General features: G+C 29.4%; 24 protein-coding genes. 1 reads left to right on the top strand and 23 read right to left on the bottom strand.

What is annotated here, in order from left to right:
- Positions 1-5: 5 nt before the first annotated feature.
- The 11 genes from BN8917_RS08590 to BN8917_RS08540 form a co-directional block, all read right to left on the bottom strand.
- The gene (locus BN8917_RS08590; RefSeq protein ID WP_066873382.1) at positions 6-1,160 is read right to left on the bottom strand and encodes a 1-deoxy-D-xylulose-5-phosphate reductoisomerase; all 1,155 of its coding nucleotides are present in this window, start codon (positions 1,158-1,160) and stop codon (positions 6-8) included.
- 277 nt (positions 1,161-1,437) lie between these two features.
- Positions 1,438-2,232: a phosphatidate cytidylyltransferase gene (locus tag BN8917_RS08585; RefSeq protein WP_066873379.1), complete on the bottom strand. Its 795-nt coding sequence runs from the start codon at positions 2,230-2,232 to the stop codon at positions 1,438-1,440.
- Between the two features lie 21 nt (positions 2,233-2,253).
- The gene (locus BN8917_RS08580; RefSeq protein ID WP_066875435.1) at positions 2,254-2,946 is read right to left on the bottom strand and encodes an isoprenyl transferase; all 693 of its coding nucleotides are present in this window, start codon (positions 2,944-2,946) and stop codon (positions 2,254-2,256) included.
- Positions 2,947-3,090: 144 nt separating this feature from the next.
- Complete coding sequence (frr, locus tag BN8917_RS08575) at positions 3,091-3,645, bottom strand: ribosome recycling factor (RefSeq protein ID WP_066873376.1); 555 nt, start codon at positions 3,643-3,645, stop codon at positions 3,091-3,093.
- A 15-nt stretch (positions 3,646-3,660) separates the two neighbouring features.
- Complete coding sequence (gene pyrH, locus BN8917_RS08570; protein WP_066873374.1) at positions 3,661-4,374, bottom strand: UMP kinase; 714 nt, start codon at positions 4,372-4,374, stop codon at positions 3,661-3,663.
- A gap of 86 nt (positions 4,375-4,460) precedes the next feature.
- On the bottom strand, positions 4,461-5,372 hold the full coding sequence (tsf, locus tag BN8917_RS08565; RefSeq protein WP_066873371.1) for a translation elongation factor Ts: 912 nt from the start codon (positions 5,370-5,372) through the stop codon (positions 4,461-4,463).
- Between the two features lie 71 nt (positions 5,373-5,443).
- Complete coding sequence (gene rpsB, locus BN8917_RS08560) at positions 5,444-6,145, bottom strand: 30S ribosomal protein S2 (protein WP_066873369.1); 702 nt, start codon at positions 6,143-6,145, stop codon at positions 5,444-5,446.
- A gap of 203 nt (positions 6,146-6,348) precedes the next feature.
- A complete protein-coding gene (gene codY / locus BN8917_RS08555) occupies positions 6,349-7,122 on the bottom strand; it encodes a GTP-sensing pleiotropic transcriptional regulator CodY (protein WP_066873367.1) in 774 nt (257 codons plus the stop codon).
- A 144-nt stretch (positions 7,123-7,266) separates the two neighbouring features.
- Positions 7,267-9,360: a type I DNA topoisomerase gene (topA, locus tag BN8917_RS08550; RefSeq protein WP_066873364.1), complete on the bottom strand. Its 2,094-nt coding sequence runs from the start codon at positions 9,358-9,360 to the stop codon at positions 7,267-7,269.
- A 32-nt stretch (positions 9,361-9,392) separates the two neighbouring features.
- Complete coding sequence (dprA, locus tag BN8917_RS08545) at positions 9,393-10,460, bottom strand: DNA-processing protein DprA (RefSeq protein WP_066873362.1); 1,068 nt, start codon at positions 10,458-10,460, stop codon at positions 9,393-9,395.
- On the bottom strand, positions 10,460-11,980 hold the full coding sequence (locus BN8917_RS08540) for a YifB family Mg chelatase-like AAA ATPase (protein ID WP_066873358.1): 1,521 nt from the start codon (positions 11,978-11,980) through the stop codon (positions 10,460-10,462). The genes dprA and BN8917_RS08540 overlap by 1 nt, the downstream gene beginning before the upstream one ends.
- Positions 11,981-12,099: 119 nt before the next feature.
- On the opposite strand from BN8917_RS08540, the gene BN8917_RS08535 reads away from it, so the two are divergent.
- Complete coding sequence (locus tag BN8917_RS08535; protein ID WP_066873355.1) at positions 12,100-12,471, top strand: YraN family protein; 372 nt, start codon at positions 12,100-12,102, stop codon at positions 12,469-12,471.
- Between the two features lie 42 nt (positions 12,472-12,513).
- On the opposite strand, the gene BN8917_RS08530 is transcribed toward BN8917_RS08535, so the two are convergent.
- The 12 genes from BN8917_RS08530 to ftsY form a co-directional block, all read right to left on the bottom strand.
- On the bottom strand, positions 12,514-13,752 hold the full coding sequence (locus BN8917_RS08530; protein ID WP_066875433.1) for a hypothetical protein: 1,239 nt from the start codon (positions 13,750-13,752) through the stop codon (positions 12,514-12,516).
- A gap of 226 nt (positions 13,753-13,978) precedes the next feature.
- Positions 13,979-14,584, bottom strand: coding sequence for a hypothetical protein (locus BN8917_RS08525; RefSeq protein WP_066873352.1), 606 nt, complete (start codon positions 14,582-14,584; stop codon positions 13,979-13,981).
- A 207-nt stretch (positions 14,585-14,791) separates the two neighbouring features.
- The gene (locus BN8917_RS08520; RefSeq protein WP_066873349.1) at positions 14,792-15,610 is read right to left on the bottom strand and encodes a ribonuclease HII; all 819 of its coding nucleotides are present in this window, start codon (positions 15,608-15,610) and stop codon (positions 14,792-14,794) included.
- A gap of 12 nt (positions 15,611-15,622) precedes the next feature.
- Positions 15,623-16,471 (bottom strand): ribosome biogenesis GTPase YlqF, encoded by an 849-nt coding sequence (ylqF, locus tag BN8917_RS08515; protein ID WP_066873347.1) that lies wholly within the window; start codon positions 16,469-16,471, stop codon positions 15,623-15,625.
- Between the two features lie 112 nt (positions 16,472-16,583).
- Entirely contained in the window at positions 16,584-16,934 is a 351-nt protein-coding gene (gene rplS / locus BN8917_RS08510) for a 50S ribosomal protein L19 (protein ID WP_066873344.1), read from the bottom strand.
- Positions 16,935-17,053: 119 nt separating this feature from the next.
- A complete protein-coding gene (gene trmD, locus BN8917_RS08505; protein WP_066873341.1) occupies positions 17,054-17,764 on the bottom strand; it encodes a tRNA (guanosine(37)-N1)-methyltransferase TrmD in 711 nt (236 codons plus the stop codon).
- Positions 17,754-18,257 carry a ribosome maturation factor RimM gene (gene rimM / locus BN8917_RS08500; RefSeq protein WP_066873337.1) on the bottom strand — a complete coding sequence of 168 codons (504 nt, stop codon included), beginning with the start codon at positions 18,255-18,257 and terminating at the stop codon, positions 17,754-17,756. Before rimM ends, trmD begins: the two co-directional genes overlap by 11 nt.
- 58 nt (positions 18,258-18,315) lie before the next feature.
- On the bottom strand, positions 18,316-18,543 hold the full coding sequence (locus BN8917_RS08495; protein WP_066875431.1) for a KH domain-containing protein: 228 nt from the start codon (positions 18,541-18,543) through the stop codon (positions 18,316-18,318).
- Between the two features lie 43 nt (positions 18,544-18,586).
- Positions 18,587-18,835 (bottom strand): 30S ribosomal protein S16, encoded by a 249-nt coding sequence (rpsP, locus tag BN8917_RS08490; protein WP_066873335.1) that lies wholly within the window; start codon positions 18,833-18,835, stop codon positions 18,587-18,589.
- A 37-nt stretch (positions 18,836-18,872) separates the two neighbouring features.
- Positions 18,873-20,231 (bottom strand): signal recognition particle protein, encoded by a 1,359-nt coding sequence (gene ffh, locus BN8917_RS08485; protein WP_066873332.1) that lies wholly within the window; start codon positions 20,229-20,231, stop codon positions 18,873-18,875.
- A 12-nt stretch (positions 20,232-20,243) separates the two neighbouring features.
- Positions 20,244-20,582 (bottom strand): putative DNA-binding protein, encoded by a 339-nt coding sequence (locus BN8917_RS08480; RefSeq protein ID WP_066873330.1) that lies wholly within the window; start codon positions 20,580-20,582, stop codon positions 20,244-20,246.
- Positions 20,583-20,754: 172 nt separating this feature from the next.
- A complete protein-coding gene (gene ftsY / locus BN8917_RS08475; RefSeq protein ID WP_066873327.1) occupies positions 20,755-21,669 on the bottom strand; it encodes a signal recognition particle-docking protein FtsY in 915 nt (304 codons plus the stop codon).
- Between the last annotated feature and the right edge of the window lie 6 nt (positions 21,670-21,675).

Below are 21,675 nucleotides of genomic sequence, written 5' to 3'. Positions count from 1 at the left end.
CCTAATTACTTATACTTTTCGTATAAATAATTTCTCACTTCATTATCTATATTAATAATATTATCAAGAGTTAATTCTTTATCAGATTTAAATTTATCCATACACTCTTTTATTATTAATTCGATATCTAAATATTTTATTTTTTTATTTAAAAATAAATCAACTGCCACTTCATTAGCACCATTTAAAATAGTTGGCATAAGTCCACCTATTCTCCCTGCTTCATATGCTAAAGCTAAGCATGAAAATACACTCATATCAGGAACTTCAAAGTTTAAAGTACTTATAGTCCTAAAATCAAGTCTTCCCCCTATATTTTCACATCTTGTTGGATAGTTTAAAGCATATTGAATTGGAAGTTTCATATCTGGTACTCCAAGCTGAGCTATAACTGCTCCATCAGTATATTCAACCATTGAATGTATTATTGATTCTGGATGAACAACAACTTCTATATTATCATAATCACAATTAAATAAGTGATGTGCTTCTATTACTTCTAGCCCTTTATTCATAAGAGTTGAAGAATCTATAGATATCTTCTTTCCCATATTCCACTTAGGATGTTTTAAAGCTTTTTCAACAGTTACATCTTTTAACTGATCTTTAGTATATCCTCTAAAAGGACCTCCAGATGCAGTTAAAAGTATTTTATCTAACTTATTATGCTCATTACCTTGTAAGCATTGAAAAATTGCACTATGCTCTGAATCTACTGGTAAGATTTTTACATTATGTTCTTTAGCAAGATTCATAACAATATCACCAGCCACAACTAAAGTCTCTTTATTAGCAAGTGCTATATGCTTTCCTGCCTTTATAGCCTCAATAGTTGGTTTAAGTCCTATCATTCCTACAACTGAAGTAAGAACTATTTCTATCCCTTCTAAAGTGGCAACTTCTATAAGACCTTCCATACCATATACTATTTTGCAGTCTATTTTTTCTTTATATAAAATATCTTTTAATTTTTCATAGGCATCTTTATCAGTAATAGCTATAAGTCCTACATTAAATTCTTTTATAATTTCTAAAGCTAATTTTATATTAGTATGTGCAGAAATAGCCTTTAATTTAAAATCCTCTTTGTGAAATCTTAAAACATCTAAAGTTTGAGTCCCTATAGAACCTGTAACACCTAGTATAGATATTCCTCTCAAATGTAATCCCCCTTTTTGTGTTCAAATTCTATTATTTAAATAAATTTATATTATTTAAATATAAACTATATTTTAAATCATTAAATGATTAAATACAACTTTTGTTGAAATTTATTCATATTCTATTATATATATTTAACAAAATAATTTAAAGAACTAAATAAAATATAAGGCTATTTAGATATTTTATTTATATTATATGTAAAATTTTCAATTAATATTTCTGATTTAAAAATATAAATAAAAAAACACTCCAATATTTGAAGTGTTTTAATATTTATATTTTTAAAACAAGTGTTAAATAGAAATATACTACTACTCCTGAGAATAATATACTATCAAATCTATCTAATATACCACCATGTCCTGGTATTAACTTACTATAGTCTTTTATTCCTGCATATCTTTTTATTGATGAAGCAACTAAGTCACCAAACTGACAAAAGACACCACAAATAAGACCTATAATTATATAATCATATAATGCTATACCTGTAACTTTATCTGATATAAAGTATCCAAATATTCCACAAGCCACAGCAGCCCCTATAATTCCACCTATAGATCCTTCTATAGTTTTCTTTGGACTTACTTTTGGACATAACTTATGTCTACCTAAAGTTTTTCCCGCATAATAGGCTGCTGTATCACAAAACCATGAAGCTAAGAATATTAGCCATACAAGATATTCTCCACCTGCTTTTTTATTTACTAAATATATAAAACTAAATAATACTCCTACATAAATAAATCCAAGCATAGTAATTGAAGCATCTATAAATGTATATTTCACATTTATTATTGGAATACATAAAAGTATACATGTTCCTAAAACTATTATATAGGATAAGGTAGTAAAATTATTATCTGTAAAGTAATATATAGCTAAAAATATATATCCAACGAATATAACTGGAATAATCTTTTTAACCTTAACAGTTTTGTAAAATTCATACATACCAAGAATTGATAATACTATAACTAAGCCTTTTAGGTATAGTCCTCCTAAAAATATAAATATAATGAACGGAGCCATTATAGCTGCTCCTAAATATCTATTGTCTGAATTCATAAATTCACCTCTTAGCTTTGTTTAAACCCCACCAAATCTTCTATCTCTATTTTGATAATCATAAATCGCTGTTCTTAAATCTTCTGCTGTAAAATCTGGCCAATTTATATTTGAATACCAGAATTCAGAATATGCACATTGCCATAAAAGATAATTACTTAATCTTTGTTCTCCACTAGGTCTTATTATTATATCAGGATCTGGCATAGAACAAGTATCTAAGTATTGCGCAAATTTTTCTTCAGTTAAATCTTCTATTTTTAAGCTTTCATCTACTAAACATTTCTTAACAGCTCTTACAATTTCATCTCTTCCACCATAATTAAAAGCTACATTCAGTACAGTTCCAGTATTATCTTTAGTCAATTCTTTCGCACTAGCTATTTCTACTTGACAAAATTCAGGAATTCTAGTTAAATCTCCTATTGTTGTTATTTTAACATTATTTTCATGTAATTCTTTAATTTCTTTTCTTAAAAACTCAACTAAAAGTTTCATTATAGCATTTACTTCTTCTTTTGGTCTCTTCCAATTTTCAGTTGAAAATGCATATAATGTTAGATATTTTACTCCTAAACTATCACATTCCTTAAGAACTTTTCTTATAGTTTCTGCTCCGGCTTTGTGCCCCATAGTTCTTGGAAGACCTCTTTTTTTAGCCCATCTTCCATTACCATCCATAATTACAGCTATATGCTTTGGAATTCTGTCCATATCGAGAGCTAATTCTTCGGTAATATTACCATCTCTTTTACCTTTAAATATACTTATCACTTAGCTACCTCCTCCAAATGTTATAAATACTGTATACTTAATTTAAAATATAAGAAAAACCTGCAAAGAAAGCAGGTTTTAAATTTATATACTCATGATTTCTTTTTCTTTAGCTGCAATCATTTTATCTATTTCTTTTACAAACTTATCTGTTATCTTTTGAACATCATCTTCACCTGATTTTGCATCATCTTCTGTAATTTCATTGTTCTTCTTCATAGCTTTAATCTTATCATTAGCATCTCTTCTTATTGATCTTATAGCTACTTTTGAATCCTCTCCAATTTTCTTAACCTTTTTAACAAGATCTTTTCTTGTTTCTTCTGTTAATTCAGGAATTATTAATCTTATTACTGAACCATCATTTGAAGGGTTCATTCCTAGATCTGATTTTAATATAGCTTTTTCTATATCTTTAAGTGTTGATTTATCCCAAGGTGTGATTGCTATTACTCTTGGTTCTGGTATTGAAACATTTGCAACTTGTGATACTGGACACATGCTTCCATAACATTCAACTTCTACTCTATCAAGCATTTTAGGATTAGCTCTTCCTGCTCTAAGAGTTCCTAAATCTGATTCTAAAACTGAAATTGTCTTAGTCATTTTTTCTTCCATTAACTTAATTACTGATTTCATTCTAAAATAAACCTCCTATTTTTTTGAAACTATTGTTCCTATATTTTCTCCCATTATAGCCTTCTTAATATTTCCACCTTCATCAAGAGCAAAAACTAAAATAGGAATTTCATTATCCATACATAAAGATGTAGCTGTTGAATCCATAACTTGTAGTCCTTGATCTAGAACTTCAATATATGATAATTCATCATATTTCTTAGCATCTTTAAATTTATGTGGATCTTTATCATATACACCATCAACTTTTTTAGCTAAAAGTATAACTTCTGCTTCTATTTCTGCTGCTCTAAGAGCTGCTGTTGTATCTGTTGAGAAATATGGATTTCCTGTTCCTGCTCCAAATATTACAACTCTACCTTTTTCTAAATGTCTCATAGCTCTTCTTCTTATAAAAGGTTCAGCTATTTCTTTCATTTCGATAGCTGTTTGTACTCTTGTATCAACTCCTAATGATTCTAATGAATCTTGAAGTGCTAAAGCATTTATTGAAGTAGCAAGCATTCCCATGTAATCAGCAGTAGTTCTATCCATACCTTCACCGCTTCTACCTCTCCAGATATTTCCGCCTCCAACAACTGCTCCAACTTCAACACCCATATCTACAAGTTCTTTTATTTCTTTAGCAATTCTTAATGCTACATTGAAATCTATTCCAAATCCATTTTCGCCTGCTAAAGCTTCACCTGATAACTTTAACATTACTCTTTTATATTTACAAGCTTCCATTCTAAATTCCTCCAACCGATAAAAATCCTAGTATTAGTTTTTAAAAAAAGAGAACACCAAAGTGTCCTCTTATTGCTTTTTATTTCTTATTTTGCTCCCATTTTAGCAACTTCATCTGCAAAGTTTTCTTCTACCTTTTCGATACCTTCTCCTCTTTCGAATCTAGCGTATCTAACTATTGATATTGGAGCTCCAACTTCTTTTGACTTTTCTTCTAATAACTTAGAAATTGACATGTCTCCATCTTTAACCCATGCTTGATCTAAAAGACATACTTCTTTTAAGTATTTCTTTATTCTTCCTTCAACCATCTTTTCAACTATCTTTTCTGGCTTACCTTCGTTAAGAGCTTGAGCTCTGTAAACTTCTCTTTCAGTTTCTAATGATTTTTGGTCAACATCAGCTTCTGATAAGAATAATGGGTTAGCAGCAGCTACTTGCATACAGATGTCTTTTGCAAGAACGTCTAATACTTCTGATTCTTTTTCACAAGCAAGTTCTAACATAACACCGATTCTTCCAGCTCCGTGGATGTAGTCTTTAACTATTCCATTTTCAACTGAGAACTTTTCAAATCTTCTAAGGCTCATGTTTTCACCGATCTTAGCGATTAATTCTGTTAAAGCTTCTTGTATTGTCTTATCTCCTTCGAAGTTTGCAGCAAGTACTTCTTCAACTGTTGTGAAGTTTCCTTCAGCAACTATCTTAGTTACTTTTTCAGCAAATCCTACGAAGTCTTCATTTATAGCAACGAAATCTGTTTCACAGTTTAATTCGATCATTGCACCGTTCTTCTTATCTTCTGAGATATAAGTTTTGATTATACCTTCAGCAGCAACTCTTCCTGATTTCTTAGCTGCAGCAGCAAGACCTTTTTCTCTTAAAACTTCGATAGCTCTTTCCATATCTCCGTTTGTTTCACTTAGAGCTTTCTTACAGTCCATCATTCCAGCTCCAGTTTTTTCTCTTAATTCTTTAACCATTTTTGCTGTTATCATTAATAAAATCCTCCTAACATTTTAAGGTAAAGGGTACATGGAGCTTGCTCCATCTACCCTAATAAAATATATTATTCAGCTGATGATTCGCCTTGTCTTCCTTCAAGGATACCGTCTGCCATTTTAGCTGCGATTAATTTAACAGCTCTGATAGCATCATCATTTCCTGGGATTACGTAATCAACTTCTTCTGGATCACAGTTTGTATCAACTATAGCTACAACTGGGATTCCTAATATTTTAGCTTCTGATATAGCATTCTTTTCTTTTCTTGTATCAACTACGAACATAGCTCCTATGTTTGAAACGTCAAGGTTTTTGATTCCGCCTAAGTTTCTTTCTAATTTTTCCATTTCAGCCTTTAATTGAATTACTTCTTTCTTAGGTAAAACGTCAAATGTTCCATCTTCTTCCATTTTGTGTAAGTTATCTAATCTAGCAATTCTTGTCTTGATTGTCTTGAAGTTAGTTAACATTCCACCTAACCATCTGTGGTTAACGAAGTGCATGTTTGATCTTATAGCTTCTTCTTTTATAACATCTTGAGCTTGCTTCTTAGTACCAACGAAAAGAATATCTTTTCCTTCTAATGATACTTCCTTTATGAAGTCATAAGCTTCTTCTACTTTTTTCACAGTCTTTTGTAAATCTATTATGTAGATACCATTTCTTTCTGTGAATATATATGGAGCCATTTTAGGGTTCCATCTTCTTGTTTGGTGTCCAAAGTGAACTCCAGCTTCTAATAATTGTTTCATTGAAATTACTGACATTAATTTCTTCCTCCTTGTATGGTTAATCCTCCACTATTCAAATTTTCAAAAAGTTCTTTATTTACATAAAGCACCACTTCTTAAATTGAATAATGTGTGTATTTTATTACCTAAGATAGTATAGCATAGGTAACACAAACTAGCAATAATAAAATAAATTAAATTTTAAAAAAAGATAAAGGATGAAACCTTTATCTTTAAATTTATTTTATCTTCTTTAATTCTGTTAATAATTTTTCATTAAGAACCTTTATATGAGTACCCTTCATACCAAGACTTCTTGACTCTATAACTCCTGCACTTTCAAATTTTCTAAGTGCATTAACTATTACTGATCTTGTTATTCCAACTTTATCTGCTATTTTAGATGCAACAAGTAAACCTTCTGTTCCATTTAATTCTTCAAATATATGCTCTATAGCTTCAAGCTCTGAATAAGATAGAGTCCCAATAGCAAGTTGTACAACTGCCTTTTTTCTAGCTTCTTCTTCAAATTCAATTCTTTCAGCTCTAAGCAGTTCCATTCCTACAACTGTAGCACTATATTCGGATAATACTAAATCATCATTAGTAAATTCTTTTCCAAATCTAGCTAAAAGTAAAGTTCCAAGTCTATCTCCACTTCCTATTATAGGAACTATAGTGGAAATTTTATTTTCCATAGGACATGTACCATATCCTTCAAAAACACATTCCCCATTATTAGGTAAATTAGCTACAGTATCGTGTATTTTAAGTAATGTTTCATTATAAGCGTTTGGAAATCTTTTATCTCTTACTACTTTATCTTTCATTACATTACATTCAAAACTTTTTGAAAAGGTATATCCTAGTATCTTACCTTGTTTATCAACTAGATATACATTACATTCTAATACTTCACTTAATAACTTACAAATATCATCAAATGAAACCATTTCGCTTCCTGATCTTTGTAATATCTTATTCAACATTCTAGTTTTATTAAGTAGCGTCATCTCAAAACTCCTCCTCACACAATACACATAAACACTATTTAATCTTTAACTGTTCAAATATTCTAAAAATAACCAATATTAAATATATCATAGTGTATAAGCGTTTTCAAGCAAGTAAAAAAGAGTTTTTAGAGTGTTCATATTTTATTCTTCTGCTTTATTTTCTTCTTTTATCTCAACTTTTTCTTTACATTCTTTATTACTACATTCTAAGTATTGACCTTTAGCCTTTGAATATTTCTTTAACATATATTCTCCACACTTTGGACACTTAGTATTAGTAGGCTCATTCCAACTTACAAAATTACAGTCTGGATAATTAGAGCATCCGTAGAATTTAGTTCCCTTTTTACTTCTCTTAACTACTACTTCTCCACCACATAAAGGACAATTTGCATCTACCTTTTCTACTATAGGCTTAGTGTTTTGACATTCTGGATATCCAGGACATGCAAGAAAGTCTCCAAATCTTCCATGTTTTATAACCATCATTCTTCCACATTTATCACATGGAACATCACTTACCTTATCTTCAATAACTATTTTAGATATTTCATTTTCAGCTATTTTAATATCTTCTGCAAGAGGAGTAAAGAATTCATCAACAACATCTGTCCATTTAAGAGTTCCTTCTTCAACTGCATCTAGTTTACTTTCCATAGAAGCTGTAAAATCTACATCGACTATTCTCTTAAAATATTCTGACATTATATCATTTACTATTATTCCAAGCTCTGTAGGTGATAAAACTTTCTTTTCTCTATCTACATATTTTCTACCAACTAAAGTTCCTATAGTTGGTACATATGTACTTGGTCTACCTATTCCCTTTTCTTCTAATAGCTTAACGAATGAAGCTTCAGTATATCTACTTGGTGCTTGAGTAAAATGTTGCTTACCTTCAACTGAATCTGCTGGTAACTCTTCATTTTCTTCAAGTACTGGTAACATAACATCTTCTTCATCATCTGAAGTTACATATTCATATATTTTCATAAATCCATCAAAATTAATGTTTGATCCACTTGCCCTTAAAACATAATCACCATTATGAATTTCTATACTATTAGTATTTAATAAACAGTTTTCCATTTGGCTAGCAATGAATCTCTTCCAAATAAGAGTATATAATTTATATTGGTCTCTTGATAAATTTTCCTTTGCTATTTCTGGTGTTATTTCTACATAAGTTGGTCTAATAGCTTCGTGAGCATCTTGTATATTTTTCTTTCCTTTAAATACTCTTTGCTCTTTAGGAACATATTCTTCTCCATAAGTTGAAACTATAAACTCTTTTGCCTTTTGAGCTGCTTCTGCTGATATTCTTACAGAGTCTGTTCTCATATAAGTTATAAGCCCAACTGTACCAAATTTCTTAACTTCAACCCCTTCATAAAGTTGTTGAGCTACTGACATAGTTTTCTTTGTCATAAAATTAAGCTTTTTACTAGCATCTTGTTGAAGTGTACTTGTTGTAAATGGTGCTAAAGGTTTTTTAGCTCTTGTACCCTTCTTAACCTTATCAATAATGTAAGGATTTTCTTTTAATTCTTCTATAATTTTATTGGCATCATTTTCATTTGATATTACAACTTTCTTTTTATTCTTAGTTGCTAACTTAACTGGAAAACTTTTTTTATCCTTTTTAAGCTTTATATCAACTGTCCAATATTCTTCTGGAACAAATTTATTTATTTCTTCTTCTCTATCACAAATCATTTTAAGTGCAGCTGATTGAACCCTTCCTGCACTAAGACCCCATTTAACATTTCTCCATAAAAGAGGGCTTATTTCATATCCAACAAGTCTATCAACAATTCTTCTAGCTTGTTGAGCATCAACTAAATCTTCGTTTATAGCTCTAGGTTTTTTTATAGATTCTTTGACAGCAGTCTTTGTAATTTCATTAAATTCTATTCTACATTTTTCACCTTCAGCAATCTTAAGTACATTTGCTAAATGCCATGAAATTGCTTCCCCTTCTCTATCAGGGTCGGTTGCTAAATAAATTTTATCACTTTTTTTAGCAAGCTTTCTAAGCTTTGTTAAAAGCTCACCTTTTCCTCTAATAGTTATGTATTTTGGTACATAACCTTCTTCTATATTAACTCCTAATTGACTTTTAGGTAGATCTCTTACATGTCCCATTGATGCTTCAACTACATAATTTTTTCCTAGATATTTTTCAATAGTTTTAGCCTTTGCTGGAGACTCAACAATTACTAATTTTTGACCCATAGTAACCTCCGAATTTCGGAGTTTCACCCCCTCTAAGTATTTCGCAATATTTTCTTATAATTATTTCCTGTTAATCCAACTATCTCATTATTGAATTGCATTTCAAATAATAACTCATTAATGATACAACTGTCAACTTTAGTTTGCCTTATTATTTCATCAATATGTCTTGGCTTTTCATCTAAAAGCTTTAAAATTTTTAATTTTAATGAATAATTATTTTCTTTTTTTACTAATTTATACTTCAAATTCAAATTAAAAAATATATTTTCAATATTATTATATATAAGTGCTCCATCATTTATTAAAGCATTACAACCTTTACTTGTTTCAGAAAATATATTTCCTGGTACAGCAAATACAGGTTTGCTTTGACAACAAGCATGATATGCAGTATTAGTTGCTCCACTTTTTAATCCAGCCTCACAAACAATAACTCCTTTAGAAATACCACTTATTATTCTATTTCTTCTCGGAAAATTATATGGTCTTGGACTTTCTCCTGGAAGAAACTCACTAATTATTACTCCATTATTTAACACATTTTTAAACAACACTTTATTAACCTTAGGATATTCAATATCTATTCCACAGCCTAAAACTACTATATTAAAAATATTATTTTCAATAGCCGCTCTATGTGCTATTGAATCTATGCCTATTGCACCACCACTAATTACACCTATATTCTCTTGTCCTCTTAAATCTGAAACTATTTCCTTAGTTGCAAGTTCTCCATAATTACTAGCTTTTCTTGACCCAACTATGGCTATAAAGTTAAGCTTATTTATCATTTTTATATTTCCTTTATAAAAAATACTAAATGGTGGATCATCTATCATTTTTAAATTGATTGGATATCTTTCATCCTCATAAGTTATAAAAGAAAATTCATTATTTTTTAAGCTCTTCTCTATTTCATTGATTTTATCATTATTTAAATTTATTGCAAGTATTTTTTTATAAGCCTTAAGTTTTGAAAATATTTTTTCTCTTAAATTAAATATTTCCTCATAAGTTTTACCAAGCTTCATTATCTCTATTTTTATCTTTGATTCTAATGGTAATACTGTAAACCAAATCTTATATTTATCTATCATTATATAACCTCTCCTCTTATATTTTTTCTATATCCTAATGCCTCATAAATATGGATTTTTTGTATTTCATCTTTATCATCAAGATCTGCAAGAGTCCTAGCAATTTTTATTATCTTATGAAGAACTCTACTACTTACTCCAAAGCTTTTATAAATATTTTCTAAAGTATTATGACATTCTATGTCTAATTTTATATATTTATTTATCTGTTTATAATTAAGCTGTGAATTTCTTCTTATATCTAAATCCTTATATCTTTCTTCCTGTCTTTTTATAGCCTTATTTATTCTTTCTTCAATATTTTTAAAGTAATCACTTTCTATTCTTTTATTGAGATTTTCATAAGAAGTATAATTCACAAAACAAAATAAATCTATTCTATCTTTCATAGCCTTTGATAATTTATTTTCATAACTTTTTATTGCTGCTTCAGAACAACTACACTTTCTTTCCCCCACCTCACTCATATAATTTCCACAAGGACAAGGATTAAAAGCAGCTACTAAAGTAAAATTAGCTGGGTATTGTACACTTCCTATATTTCTTGATATATTTATTTTCCCGACTTCTAATGGCTCTCTAAGACTTTCCACTACTGACTTATCAAACTCTAATAACTCATCTAAAAAAAGAATACCATTATGAGCCATAGATATTTCTCCAAGCTTTAACTCTCTTCCACCACCTATAAGGGCTGTTTTAGTTATTGTATGATGAGGTGTCCTAAAAGGTCTCCTCTCTAATATTCCATTTTCAAGCTCACCTTTTATACTGTATATCTTAGTAATTTCTAATGCTTCTTCAAAAGTTAAACTAGGAAGTAATTCTATTAATGATTTTGCAAGTAATGTTTTTCCTGAACCAGGAGGCCCTTCTAACACTATATTATGTCCACCTGCTGCTGCGACAGCTAAGGCCTTTTTCGCTCCCTCTTGTCCTGCTATACTATGAAAATCACTTGATTTTTCTATATTTGATTTAAATTTTCTTATTTTTTCTGGCTTTAAATGCTTATAATTTAAAAATTCAACAACTTCTTTTAAATTATTTACCGCATAAATATTTATTCCATCTATAATATTACATTCTTCTAGATTATCTCTAGGTATTATTACATTTTTATATCCACTTTCTTTTGCCTTAATTACAGACGATAAAACTCCTTTTACAGATTTTATTTCTCCATTTAAAGATAATTCTCCTAAATATAAAAATTCATCTTTTTCTGAATTGTAAATTTGGTTACTTTCCATAAGAATTGCAAGTGCTATAGCTAAATCAAATCCTGAACCTTTTTTCCTTATATTAGCTGGTGCAAGATTTACAGTAACTCTTCCAAGTGGAAAATTATAAGATGAATTACTTATAGCAGCTCTAACTCTCTCCTTTGATTCCTTTACTGATGTGTCTGCAAGACCAACTATATTAAATGAAGGAAGTCCTTTTGAAATATCTACTTCTATTCTAATAAGAACTCCTTCTATTCCTTCATATGTAGAACTAATTAAAGTAACAGCCATTTTTACTCCTCCTAAATTTTATTCTCTTAAAAATTACTATCCTTTTTACATAAATTTTAAACATTTAAAGTTTAAATAATTTAATTAAAGATAATAATTTAATTAAGATAGGTGATTTAATGAAAAAATATAATAAATTAATAGGAGATTTTGGAGAAGATTTAGCCACAAAATATTTAAAATTGAAAAATTATACTATATTAGATTGTAAATTCAATTCTAACTCAGGTGAAATTGATATAATTGCAAAAGATAAGGATATCTTGGTATTTATAGAAGTTAAAACTCGTTTTTACACTAAATTTGGCTTACCTGTGGAAGCAGTAAATTATATAAAATCTAAAAGAATTATAAATACTGCTAAATATTATCTTTATAAAAATAATATTTATGATTGTTTTATTAGATTTGATATTATAGAAATAATTCTTAGCTCTAATAATTTCTCTGATGCTAAAATTAATCATATCGAAGATGCATTCAGAACATAATAAAAAAGATGATTCTTGCCTAGAATCATCTTTTTACTCTCTTTATTTAATTCTTCCTATACTAGTATTATCAACTTTTTTATTATTTAATTCTTCTATTGGATGACTACCTTCTTGGAACCTATAATCTTCTCCATTTTTAGCTATATAATCTTTAATAACTTTATGGCTAGCAACCTCATCTAAATTAGAATTAATCTTTGATTGATATCTATAAAAATCTGAATCTTTACCTAGATTTGATACATCTGTATAGCTTTCTCTTTTTGCTGTAACATTAGCAGTTTTTATAACTTCTCTTATATATTCCTTATTAGATTTTAATTCAAGTATTTTAGGGAATGTTCCATTTGGTATAACTTGTTGCCAATCTTTATTTTCATATTTTTTAAGAAGCTCTGCAGCCTTATGTAAATGAGCTATTTCTTGAATTAAATTGTGCTCCCAAACTTTTTTTACATTTTCATTTACTTCTGTTTTATAACAAGAATAATATAGATAACATTCTGTATACTCATGCATAAGTAATTCTTCTAACCAAGTACATGTAGTATCTTTTAAGCTAGCATATTGAGAAACATGGTCCTCTTCAACCATACCTATTTCTAAATAGAGCTTTCTTCCTATATCATTTTTATAAAAAGCACCTACATTCATATAATAATTCATAGTTTGCTGCTCAGCAGCTGTTATTATACCTATATTTAATTTTGTTAATAAATCTGTCTTCTTAGAATCTGTATAATTTCTCATTGAATCAAATGGATGTCTATGGTGTGCAATAGTAGGACGAGCTGGCATTATTTCAGTATAATGTCCAACAAGATTTTCTGCTTTAATCCCCTGATCCATTTCTAATAAATCTGCATATCTATAAAGATGGTCAAAATCTTCTAATAACGCAAAATCTAAAGCTGCTCTAACATCTACATCTTTTTCATTTTTAGCAAGAACTGCTGTTAAATCTACAGCTAATTGCTCATAGCTTATTGTTGTCTCAAGAATTGTTTCATCTAAAGGCTTTAAATTACTTATCTTCTTTTGTTGTTGTTGCTCAATTCTTCTTAAACGAGCTATTTCTCTTCTAAGCTCATTGTTAGTACAATGTCTTGAAAATTGATGTGAAAACGCATTTGCTTCAAACTCTGTACCATTCATAAGAATTATACGTGTTTTTGTATAAGGATCTACTTCTTCCTTATTATATTGCTTTGGATAAAGTTCTCCCCAACTTTCAAAAGTTGATTCTAAATCAACTGGTTTTTCCTCAAAGGGATTCATTGTCATATATAACACTCCTTATTTTAAAAATTAAAATGATTATAAACTTAAGTAAATCTATAATGATTTATTTAATTGAAGAACATTTTTTAAGTTAAATCACTTCTAATTAAAACCAATTTAAATCTAGTATTATCCAAATTAAAAAAATTATTCTTTTAAAATAAAAAAGAGCTATTTAAAAATAGCTCTTATATGATAAATTTAACTTTAAAGTGACTATATTTTAGTCGCCACCTCCACCATGACCACCATGTCCTGAAGATTCACCTTCTCCTTCATCTCCTGAACCTACTCCAAAGAATCGTCCGAAACCTCTTGAACCACCGTTAAATCTTGTATTTTCATCATCTGATGCACCATATCTTGATCTACCAATACCTACACTTACTCCTACTCCAGCTTCATTATAATTATTATAATTATTATCATAATTTTCTTGATTTGAAGGATTCACTGAATTATAATATTTAATTAAATTATCTATACTTACATAATAATCATTATACATATTATCTCCAGTTATATATGAATTGTATAAATTTATATACTTATTAAAATTTCTATTAAAGCTATCTCTATCTCTACTATACTCATATAACATCTTAGTATATAAATTTATATCATTCATTTCTATAATAGACATATCATTATCTATCTCTTCTTGTGTAGGATTTCCCTTTATATCTTGTAGCTTTGATACTTGTCCACCCTCTATAGAAACTAATAAAGGTTCAAAAACTTCTGTCTTAGGTCCTTCATTAATTAAATATGCAGTTCCTACACCAACTATAAGTGCTATTAAAACAGCAATTATACCTTTCCTTTTCACAAAATCACCTACTTTTTCTAAAATATATAAATAAGACCTCTATCTATTCTAACTTTTACTTATTAAGTATTCAACATCTAAACATTACAATAAAACAAATTACATCGTTTTCTTACAATACAATGGTCCATATTTTTATATATTTTAAAATTATACTATTATTTATAAATAAAAAGGAGACCCCTATAATTAGAAATCCCCTTTATCTTATATTAAATTTCTTATAAAACTCTTTCTATGAATTTCACAAGGTCCCTTTTCCTTTAAAGCTTCTAAATGATTTTTAGTTCCATAACCTACATTTTTAGCAAAGTCATATCCACTAAACTCTTTATCATATTCTTTCATCAAATTATCTCTATAAACTTTAGCAATTATTGAGGCACAGGCTATTGATGCACTTTTTCTATCACCTTTAATAACTGATTTATTATTCCCTTCAAAATTCTTAATTAAATAACCATCTGAAAGAACCATATATGGTTTTTGCGATAAACCTTCACAGCTATCTATAAATATTTGATTATTACAATATGATATTCCCTTATTATCTATATCATCATGAGTTTTTTCTGCAATACAATAAGAAATAGCTCTTTTCTTAATTTCAGCAGCAAGTCTTTCTCTTTTTTCTTCAGATAATAATTTAGAATCATTTATTTCTAAAATAATATCATCCATATTATCTAAATCTAAAATAACTGCAGCAGCAACAATAGGTCCTGCAAGAGGTCCTCTTCCTACTTCATCGACTCCAGCAACTATCTTGCCCTCACCAAGAGCTTTATCAAACTCATACATTGCTTTAACTCTTTCTATTTCAGCAATATACTTATCTAACTTCTTTTCAAGTCTTTCTCCTAATGAATATACATTCTTTCTTTTATCAAGCTTTAAAATTTCTATTATCTTTTCTAAAGTATTTTTAGTTTCTTTTGATACTTCTATATCTTTTACTTTTTCATTTATAATTTTATATGAATAGTTAGATAAATTTTCTTCTAAATCATGGGCTAAAATATCCATAAAACTCTACTCCTACTTTTCTGGTCTTTCTAGAGAAATCTTCCCTATTGTTCCAGCTCTAAATTCATCTAAGATAATAGCTGATATTCTATTATAATCAATTCTTCCACCTGACATAATACATCCTCTTTTTCTAGCTATATTATCTAGATTTTCAAGAGGATCTTCTGATAATTCAGTAAGCTTATATCTTTCCATAAGATTCTTTGGAGCAACAAGTCCTAGCCTTTCAACTAATTTATATGCAAGCTCTTCTGTATCCATAATTTCATCTTTTATAGCTCCCGTAAATGCAAGGTTGTATCCTACTTCTTCATCTTCAAACTTTGGCCATAAAACTCCTGGTGTATCTAAAAGATCTATATCAATTTTTGTTTTAATCCATTGATTATTCTTAGTTACTCCTGGTCTATCTCCTGTTTTAGCTATAGTATTTCTAGCCATTTTATTTATAAATGTTGACTTACCAACATTAGGTATACCAACAACCATAACTCTAGTTACTATTTTTACAACACCTTTAGATCTTAATCTATCATGCTTTTCTTTTAAAAGCTTATCTAAAGCAGGCTTTATAGCCTTAATTCCTGCTCCTGTTAAGCAGTTTACTTCTAAAACTGTAGTTGTATCATTACTTAAGCTTTCTTTCCATTCTTTTGTTATTTGAGAATTACAAAGATCACTCTTATTAAGTAATATAAGTCTTGGCTTATTACCACATATTTTATCTATTTCTGGATTTTTTGATGACCTAACTATTCTAGCATCTCTAATTTCTATAACAGCGTCAACAAGCTTTAAATTTTCTTGTATCTTTCTTCTAGTTTTGGCCATATGCCCTGGAAACCATTGAATTGTCAATATAAACAACTCCCTTCAAATTAATTTTCCAAATATATATTATCATCTTTTATATAAAATAAAAAACGGGACTATTACTAGCCCCAGTTTTCTATATAATAATTAAATTTAATTATCTAAGCTTTAATTCCTTAACCTTAGCAGCCTTACCTACTCTATCTCTTAAGTAGAATAATCTAGCTCTTCTTACTTTACCTCTTCTTACAACTTCTAACTTTTCAATGATAGGAGCGTTGATTGGGAAAGTTCTTTCAACTCCAACACCTGAAGCTAATCTTCTAACTGTGAAAGTTTCTCTGATTCCACCGTTTTGTCTCTTTATAACTGTTCCTTCGAACATTTGTACTCTGCTCTTGTCACCTTCTGTGATTCTAACATATACTCTAACAGTGTCCCCTATGTGGAATTCTGCTAAATCTGTTCTGATTTGTTCTTGTTCTATTGACTTAATTAATTCGTTCATTGTGCATTCCCTCCTTGATTTCGATAATTGACGCTCTTAAACAAACTTCTTGCCAGAGGAACGCCCGTACTAGCACAAAATTTATTCTATCATATGTTTTATAGCTACGCAACAATTTTCTATTTTTCTTTTAATAGTTTGTAGTCTTCTTTAGATAATTGTAATTTTTTAAATAAATCTGGTCTTCTTTCTTTTGTTATAAGTAGCGATTGCTTTCTTCTCCATTTTCTAATATTCTCATGATGACCTGATATTAAAACATCAGGAACTCTATCACCTTCGAACTCTACAGGTCTTGTATATTGAGGATATTCAAGTGTTCCATCATAAAAAGATTCTTCTTGAAAGCTCTCTTCTTTTCCTAAAACACCAGGTATAAGTCTACATATACTATCTATAACAGGTATGGCAGCCATTTCTCCACCAGTTAAAACAAAATCTCCTAAAGATATCTCCATATCAAAATATTTATAAACTCTTTCATCAATACCTTCATAATGACCACAAACAAAAATTAATTCTTTTTCTTTTGCTAACTCTCCAGCGAGCTTCTGATTAAAAGTTTTACCTCTAGGTCCTAAAAATATAACCTTACCTTTATTATTTTCTTTTACAGCTTTTAAAGCATCTACTACAGGTTGTGGAGCTATAACCATTCCTGCACCTCCACCATATGGTGCATCATCAACTTTTTTATGTTTATTTAAAGTATAATCTCTAATATCTATAGCTTTAATATCTAAAATATTATTCTCCATAGCTCTTCCCATTATACTATGTGAAAATATGTTAAACATATCTGGGAAAAGAGTTAAAATATTAATTTTCATCTTGCCATTCCTCTGAAGGTCTTATAACTACTAATTTATCTTCAACATTTATTTCAAGGACAAATTCCTTAATTACAGGTACTAAAATTTCTTTTTGACCTTTTACCCAATAAACATCATTACTTCCTGTATGTATAACTTCAGCTATTTCACCATACTCAAAATCATTAGTATCTTTTACTTTACATCCAATTAAATCTGCTATAAAGTAAGTATCTTCTGGTAATTCTACTGCATTTTCTCTTGAAACTTCTAAGTAAGGTCTTTTAAATTTATACTTTTCTGCTTCATTCATAGAGTCTATACCTTCAAGTTTTAATATAACTTTGTCTTTTACAAACTTTACATTTTCAACTTTAACTAATTTTTTATTTAAATAAACTTCTTTAAGTTTTTTAAATCTATTTATATCATCAGTAAGTGGCATAACTTTAACGTCCCCTCTTACTCCATGAGTGTTTATTATTTGACCTATTCTTAAAAACTCTTTCATTGTATTCACCTCTTACTCCTTGAATGTATAAAAAGAGCTAGGTCTCCCTAACTCTTATCTATATAATATCTACTTCAACTCTTTTGTTTTCTTTGATTGCAGCTGCTTTAACTACAGTTCTAATTGCCTTGGCAACTTTGCCTTGTTTTCCTATGATCTTTCCAGTATCATTTTCTGATACTTTCAACTTTAGTATGATTGATTGCTCTCCAAATTCTTCAGTTACAAAAACTTCAGATGGAGAATCAACTAATGACTTTGCAATTGTTTCAACTAATTCTTTAATATTCATAGTCTGCTAAGAACTTAGCAGCTCACCTCCTAAGAAATTACTTGTTGATTCCAGCCTTAACAAAAAGTCTCTTAACAACGTCTGTTGGTTGAGCACCGTTTGATAACCACTTTTCAGCCTTTTCAGCATCTATTTTAACTTCAGCTTGTGGCTTAGCGATTGGGTTGTAGTATCCAATTTCTTCGATGAACTTACCATCTCTTGGAGCTCTTGAGTCAGCTACAACTACTCTGTAGAAAGGAGCTTTGTGAGCACCCATTCTTCTTAATCTTATCTTTACTGCCATTTCAAATTCACCTCCTTCAAAAAATATTATTTATATATTACTTCATAAAAGGTATCTTTCCAAATAAGCCCTTTTTACCGCCACCTTTTGTAAGTGACTTAAATTGCTTCATTTGTTTTTTCATCATACCATGACCTTTTATAAGTTTGTTAACATCTGGGATTGATGTTCCTGAACCCTTAGCTACTCTTCTCTTTCTTGAAATAGAGTTCTTTAAGATATCAGGATTTTTTCTTTCTTTATCAGACATAGAGTATATAATGGCTTTAACTTTTTCCATTTCCTTTTCACCTTGTGAAAGGTCTAGTCCTTCTAAATCTTTACTGTTTACTCCTGGTATCATTTCGAATAACTTAGTTATTGGTCCAAGCTTTTTCATTTGCTCCATTGCTTTCAGATAATCATCAAAATTAAATTCTTGATTAGTCATCTTTTTAGCAAGATCTTGAGCTTCTTTTTCATCTATTGCTTCTTGGGCTTTTTCAATAAGAGATAATACATCTCCCATCCCAAGAATTCTTGAGGCCATTCTATCTGGGTGGAATACTTCGATATCATTCATCTTTTCTCCAACCCCTGCGAACTTGATAGGTTTTTCAGTTACTTTTCTTATTGAAAGTGCTGCCCCACCTCTTGTATCACCATCAAGCTTTGTTAAAACTACTCCAGTTACATCAAGACTAGCATTAAATGTTTCTGCTACATTAACAGCATCTTGCCCTGTCATTGAGTCAACAACTAAAAGTATTTCGCTTGGTTTCGCAATCTCTTTAACATCTTTTAATTCTTGCATTAATTCTTCATCAATATGAAGTCTACCTGCTGTATCTATAATTACTACATTATTTCCATTTTCTTTTGCATGAGCTATACCAGCTTTAGCAATATCAACTGCCTTTACCTTATCTCCCATTGAAAAGACTGGAATATCTATTTGCTTTCCAACAACCTCTAATTGTTTAATCGCAGCTGGTCTATAAATATCACAAGCTACTAATAAAGGTTTTTTATTTTGTTTTCTTAGGTATAATGCTAACTTACCAGTCATAGTAGTCTTACCTGCACCTTGTAGCCCAACCATCATTATTACTGTTGTTCCACTTGGTGAATAGTTAAGTTTACTTTCTGATACTCCCATAAGATTAGTTAGCTCTTCATTTACTATCTTTATTACTTGTTGTGCTGGAGTTAAGCTTTCTAATACTTCTTCTCCTACACATTTTTCACTAACAGTTTTAACAAACTCTTTTACAACTTTGAAATTAACGTCAGCTTCTAATAAAGCAAGCTTTACTTCTCTCATGGCTTCTTTTATATCTTTTTCAGTTAGCTTTCCTTTTCCTCTTAATTTCTTAAAAGCATCTTGAAGCTTAGATGACAAATTATCAAAAGCCATGTTCTCACCCTCCTATGCGTTTATAATCTCATCTATATCACTACCTATATTTGCTAAATCTTCATCAGATAAAGCTTTTATCTTAGATAGTTTTTTAAATATTTCTTCTTTTAATTTTACTCTTTGTCTATATTTATCTAATAGTTTGAGTTTTTCCTCATAAGCTGATAATTGCTTTGAACATCTCTTTATCAAATCAAAAGTCGCCTGTCTACTAGTTTCATTTAGCTCTGCTATTTCAGCTAGTGACAAATCTTCATTGTAATAAAGATTCATTATGTTAAGCTGCTTCTCAGTTAGTAAGGAACTATAATAGTCTAATAACATTGATATTTCAAATCTATCTTCCATATAACCACCTTACTCACAAAAAGTATAATATCAAATTTAAAGATAAGTGTCAAGTATTTTTACTTAACACTTATAAATAAAATAAAAATCCCCTAACCCTTTTATTTAAGCCATTTATAAATACTCCTAAAATAAATCATTAAAAAATATTTATAAAATTTCTTTTTATTTTTTATAATAAAGCATCTGCAAAATCTTTCGCATTAAATTCTTGTAAATCTTCAACAGCTTCTCCTACACCAATATATCTTACTGGTATATTTAAAGTTGTCTTAATTGATATTACAACTCCACCTTTAGCTGTTCCATCAAGCTTTGTTAAAATTATTCCATCAATAGGACATGCCTCCATAAATTGTTTTGCTTGTATAACTGCATTTTGACCTGTTGTTGAATCTAAAACAAGTAAAGTTTCTTTCTTGATATCTCCAAGTTCTCTATCTATAATTCTATTTATTTTTGCAAGCTCATCCATAAGATTTTTCTTATTATGAAGTCTTCCTGCTGTATCTACCATTAAAATATCTGTATTTCTAGCTTTAGCAGCTTGAACTGCATCAAAAACTACAGCAGCTGGATCTGAACCCTCTCCTTGTTTAATTAAATCAACACCTGCTCTTTTACTCCAAACATCTAATTGATCTATAGCTGCTGCTCTAAATGTATCAGCTGCTGCAAGCAATACTTTTTTACCTTCAGCCTTATATTTTGCTGAAAGTTTACCTATTGAAGTTGTTTTCCCAACTCCATTAACCCCTATAATAAGCATTACCTTTTTCTCTGATTTATCTGATTCTTCATCTTCTGTTCCTTCTAATAGCATAGCTTCTACTACTTCTTTTAATGCTGGCTTAACCATAGCTACATCATTTATCTTTTCTTTTCTAATCTTAGCTCTTAAATTTTCTATAATTTTCATAGTTGTTTCCATACCAACATCTGAAGTTATAAGAGCTTCTTCTAACTCTTCATATAAATCCTCATCTATTGTTATTGCAAGTTTTAAAGTTTCATTAATCTTATCTGTAAGATTGTCTCTTGTTTTTGTTAATCCTTCTTTTAATTTATTAAATAGTCCTCCAAGCATGGTAAA

Origin of the sequence: Clostridium mediterraneense, from assembly GCF_900091705.1 — a bacterium.
GTDB lineage: Bacteria > Bacillota > Clostridia > Clostridiales > Clostridiaceae > Sarcina > Sarcina mediterraneense.
The sequence above is the reverse complement of the archived record's forward strand: the minus strand, read 5'-3'. Positions and strand labels throughout refer to the sequence as shown.

What these genes read in the sequence shown, in the direction of transcription:
- BN8917_RS08585 (WP_066873379.1), bottom strand. Translation starts at nt 2,232, where the DNA reads ATGAATTCAGACAATAGATATTTAGGAGCAGCTATAATGGCTCCGTTC.
- BN8917_RS08580 (WP_066875435.1), bottom strand. Translation starts at nt 2,946, where the DNA reads ATGGACAGAATTCCAAAGCATATAGCTGTAATTATGGATGGTAATGGA.
- frr (WP_066873376.1), bottom strand. Translation starts at nt 3,645, where the DNA reads ATGAAATCAGTAATTAAGTTAATGGAAGAAAAAATGACTAAGACAATT.
- pyrH (WP_066873374.1), bottom strand. Translation starts at nt 4,374, where the DNA reads ATGGAAGCTTGTAAATATAAAAGAGTAATGTTAAAGTTATCAGGTGAA.
- tsf (WP_066873371.1), bottom strand. Translation starts at nt 5,372, where the DNA reads ATGATAACAGCAAAAATGGTTAAAGAATTAAGAGAAAAAACTGGAGCT.
- rpsB (WP_066873369.1), bottom strand. Translation starts at nt 6,145, where the DNA reads ATGTCAGTAATTTCAATGAAACAATTATTAGAAGCTGGAGTTCACTTT.
- codY (WP_066873367.1), bottom strand. Translation starts at nt 7,122, where the DNA reads ATGACGCTACTTAATAAAACTAGAATGTTGAATAAGATATTACAAAGA.
- topA (WP_066873364.1), bottom strand. Translation starts at nt 9,360, where the DNA reads ATGGGTCAAAAATTAGTAATTGTTGAGTCTCCAGCAAAGGCTAAAACT.
- dprA (WP_066873362.1), bottom strand. Translation starts at nt 10,460, where the DNA reads ATGATAGATAAATATAAGATTTGGTTTACAGTATTACCATTAGAATCA.
- BN8917_RS08540 (WP_066873358.1), bottom strand. Translation starts at nt 11,980, where the DNA reads ATGGCTGTTACTTTAATTAGTTCTACATATGAAGGAATAGAAGGAGTT.
- BN8917_RS08535 (WP_066873355.1), top strand. Translation starts at nt 12,100, where the DNA reads ATGAAAAAATATAATAAATTAATAGGAGATTTTGGAGAAGATTTAGCC.
- BN8917_RS08530 (WP_066875433.1), bottom strand. Translation starts at nt 13,752, where the DNA reads ATGAATCCCTTTGAGGAAAAACCAGTTGATTTAGAATCAACTTTTGAA.
- BN8917_RS08520 (WP_066873349.1), bottom strand. Translation starts at nt 15,610, where the DNA reads ATGGATATTTTAGCCCATGATTTAGAAGAAAATTTATCTAACTATTCA.
- rplS (WP_066873344.1), bottom strand. Translation starts at nt 16,934, where the DNA reads ATGAACGAATTAATTAAGTCAATAGAACAAGAACAAATCAGAACAGAT.
- trmD (WP_066873341.1), bottom strand. Translation starts at nt 17,764, where the DNA reads ATGAAAATTAATATTTTAACTCTTTTCCCAGATATGTTTAACATATTT.
- rimM (WP_066873337.1), bottom strand. Translation starts at nt 18,257, where the DNA reads ATGAAAGAGTTTTTAAGAATAGGTCAAATAATAAACACTCATGGAGTA.
- rpsP (WP_066873335.1), bottom strand. Translation starts at nt 18,835, where the DNA reads ATGGCAGTAAAGATAAGATTAAGAAGAATGGGTGCTCACAAAGCTCCT.
- ffh (WP_066873332.1), bottom strand. Translation starts at nt 20,231, where the DNA reads ATGGCTTTTGATAATTTGTCATCTAAGCTTCAAGATGCTTTTAAGAAA.
- BN8917_RS08480 (WP_066873330.1), bottom strand. Translation starts at nt 20,582, where the DNA reads ATGGAAGATAGATTTGAAATATCAATGTTATTAGACTATTATAGTTCC.
- ftsY (WP_066873327.1), bottom strand. Translation starts at nt 21,669, where the DNA reads ATGCTTGGAGGACTATTTAATAAATTAAAAGAAGGATTAACAAAAACA.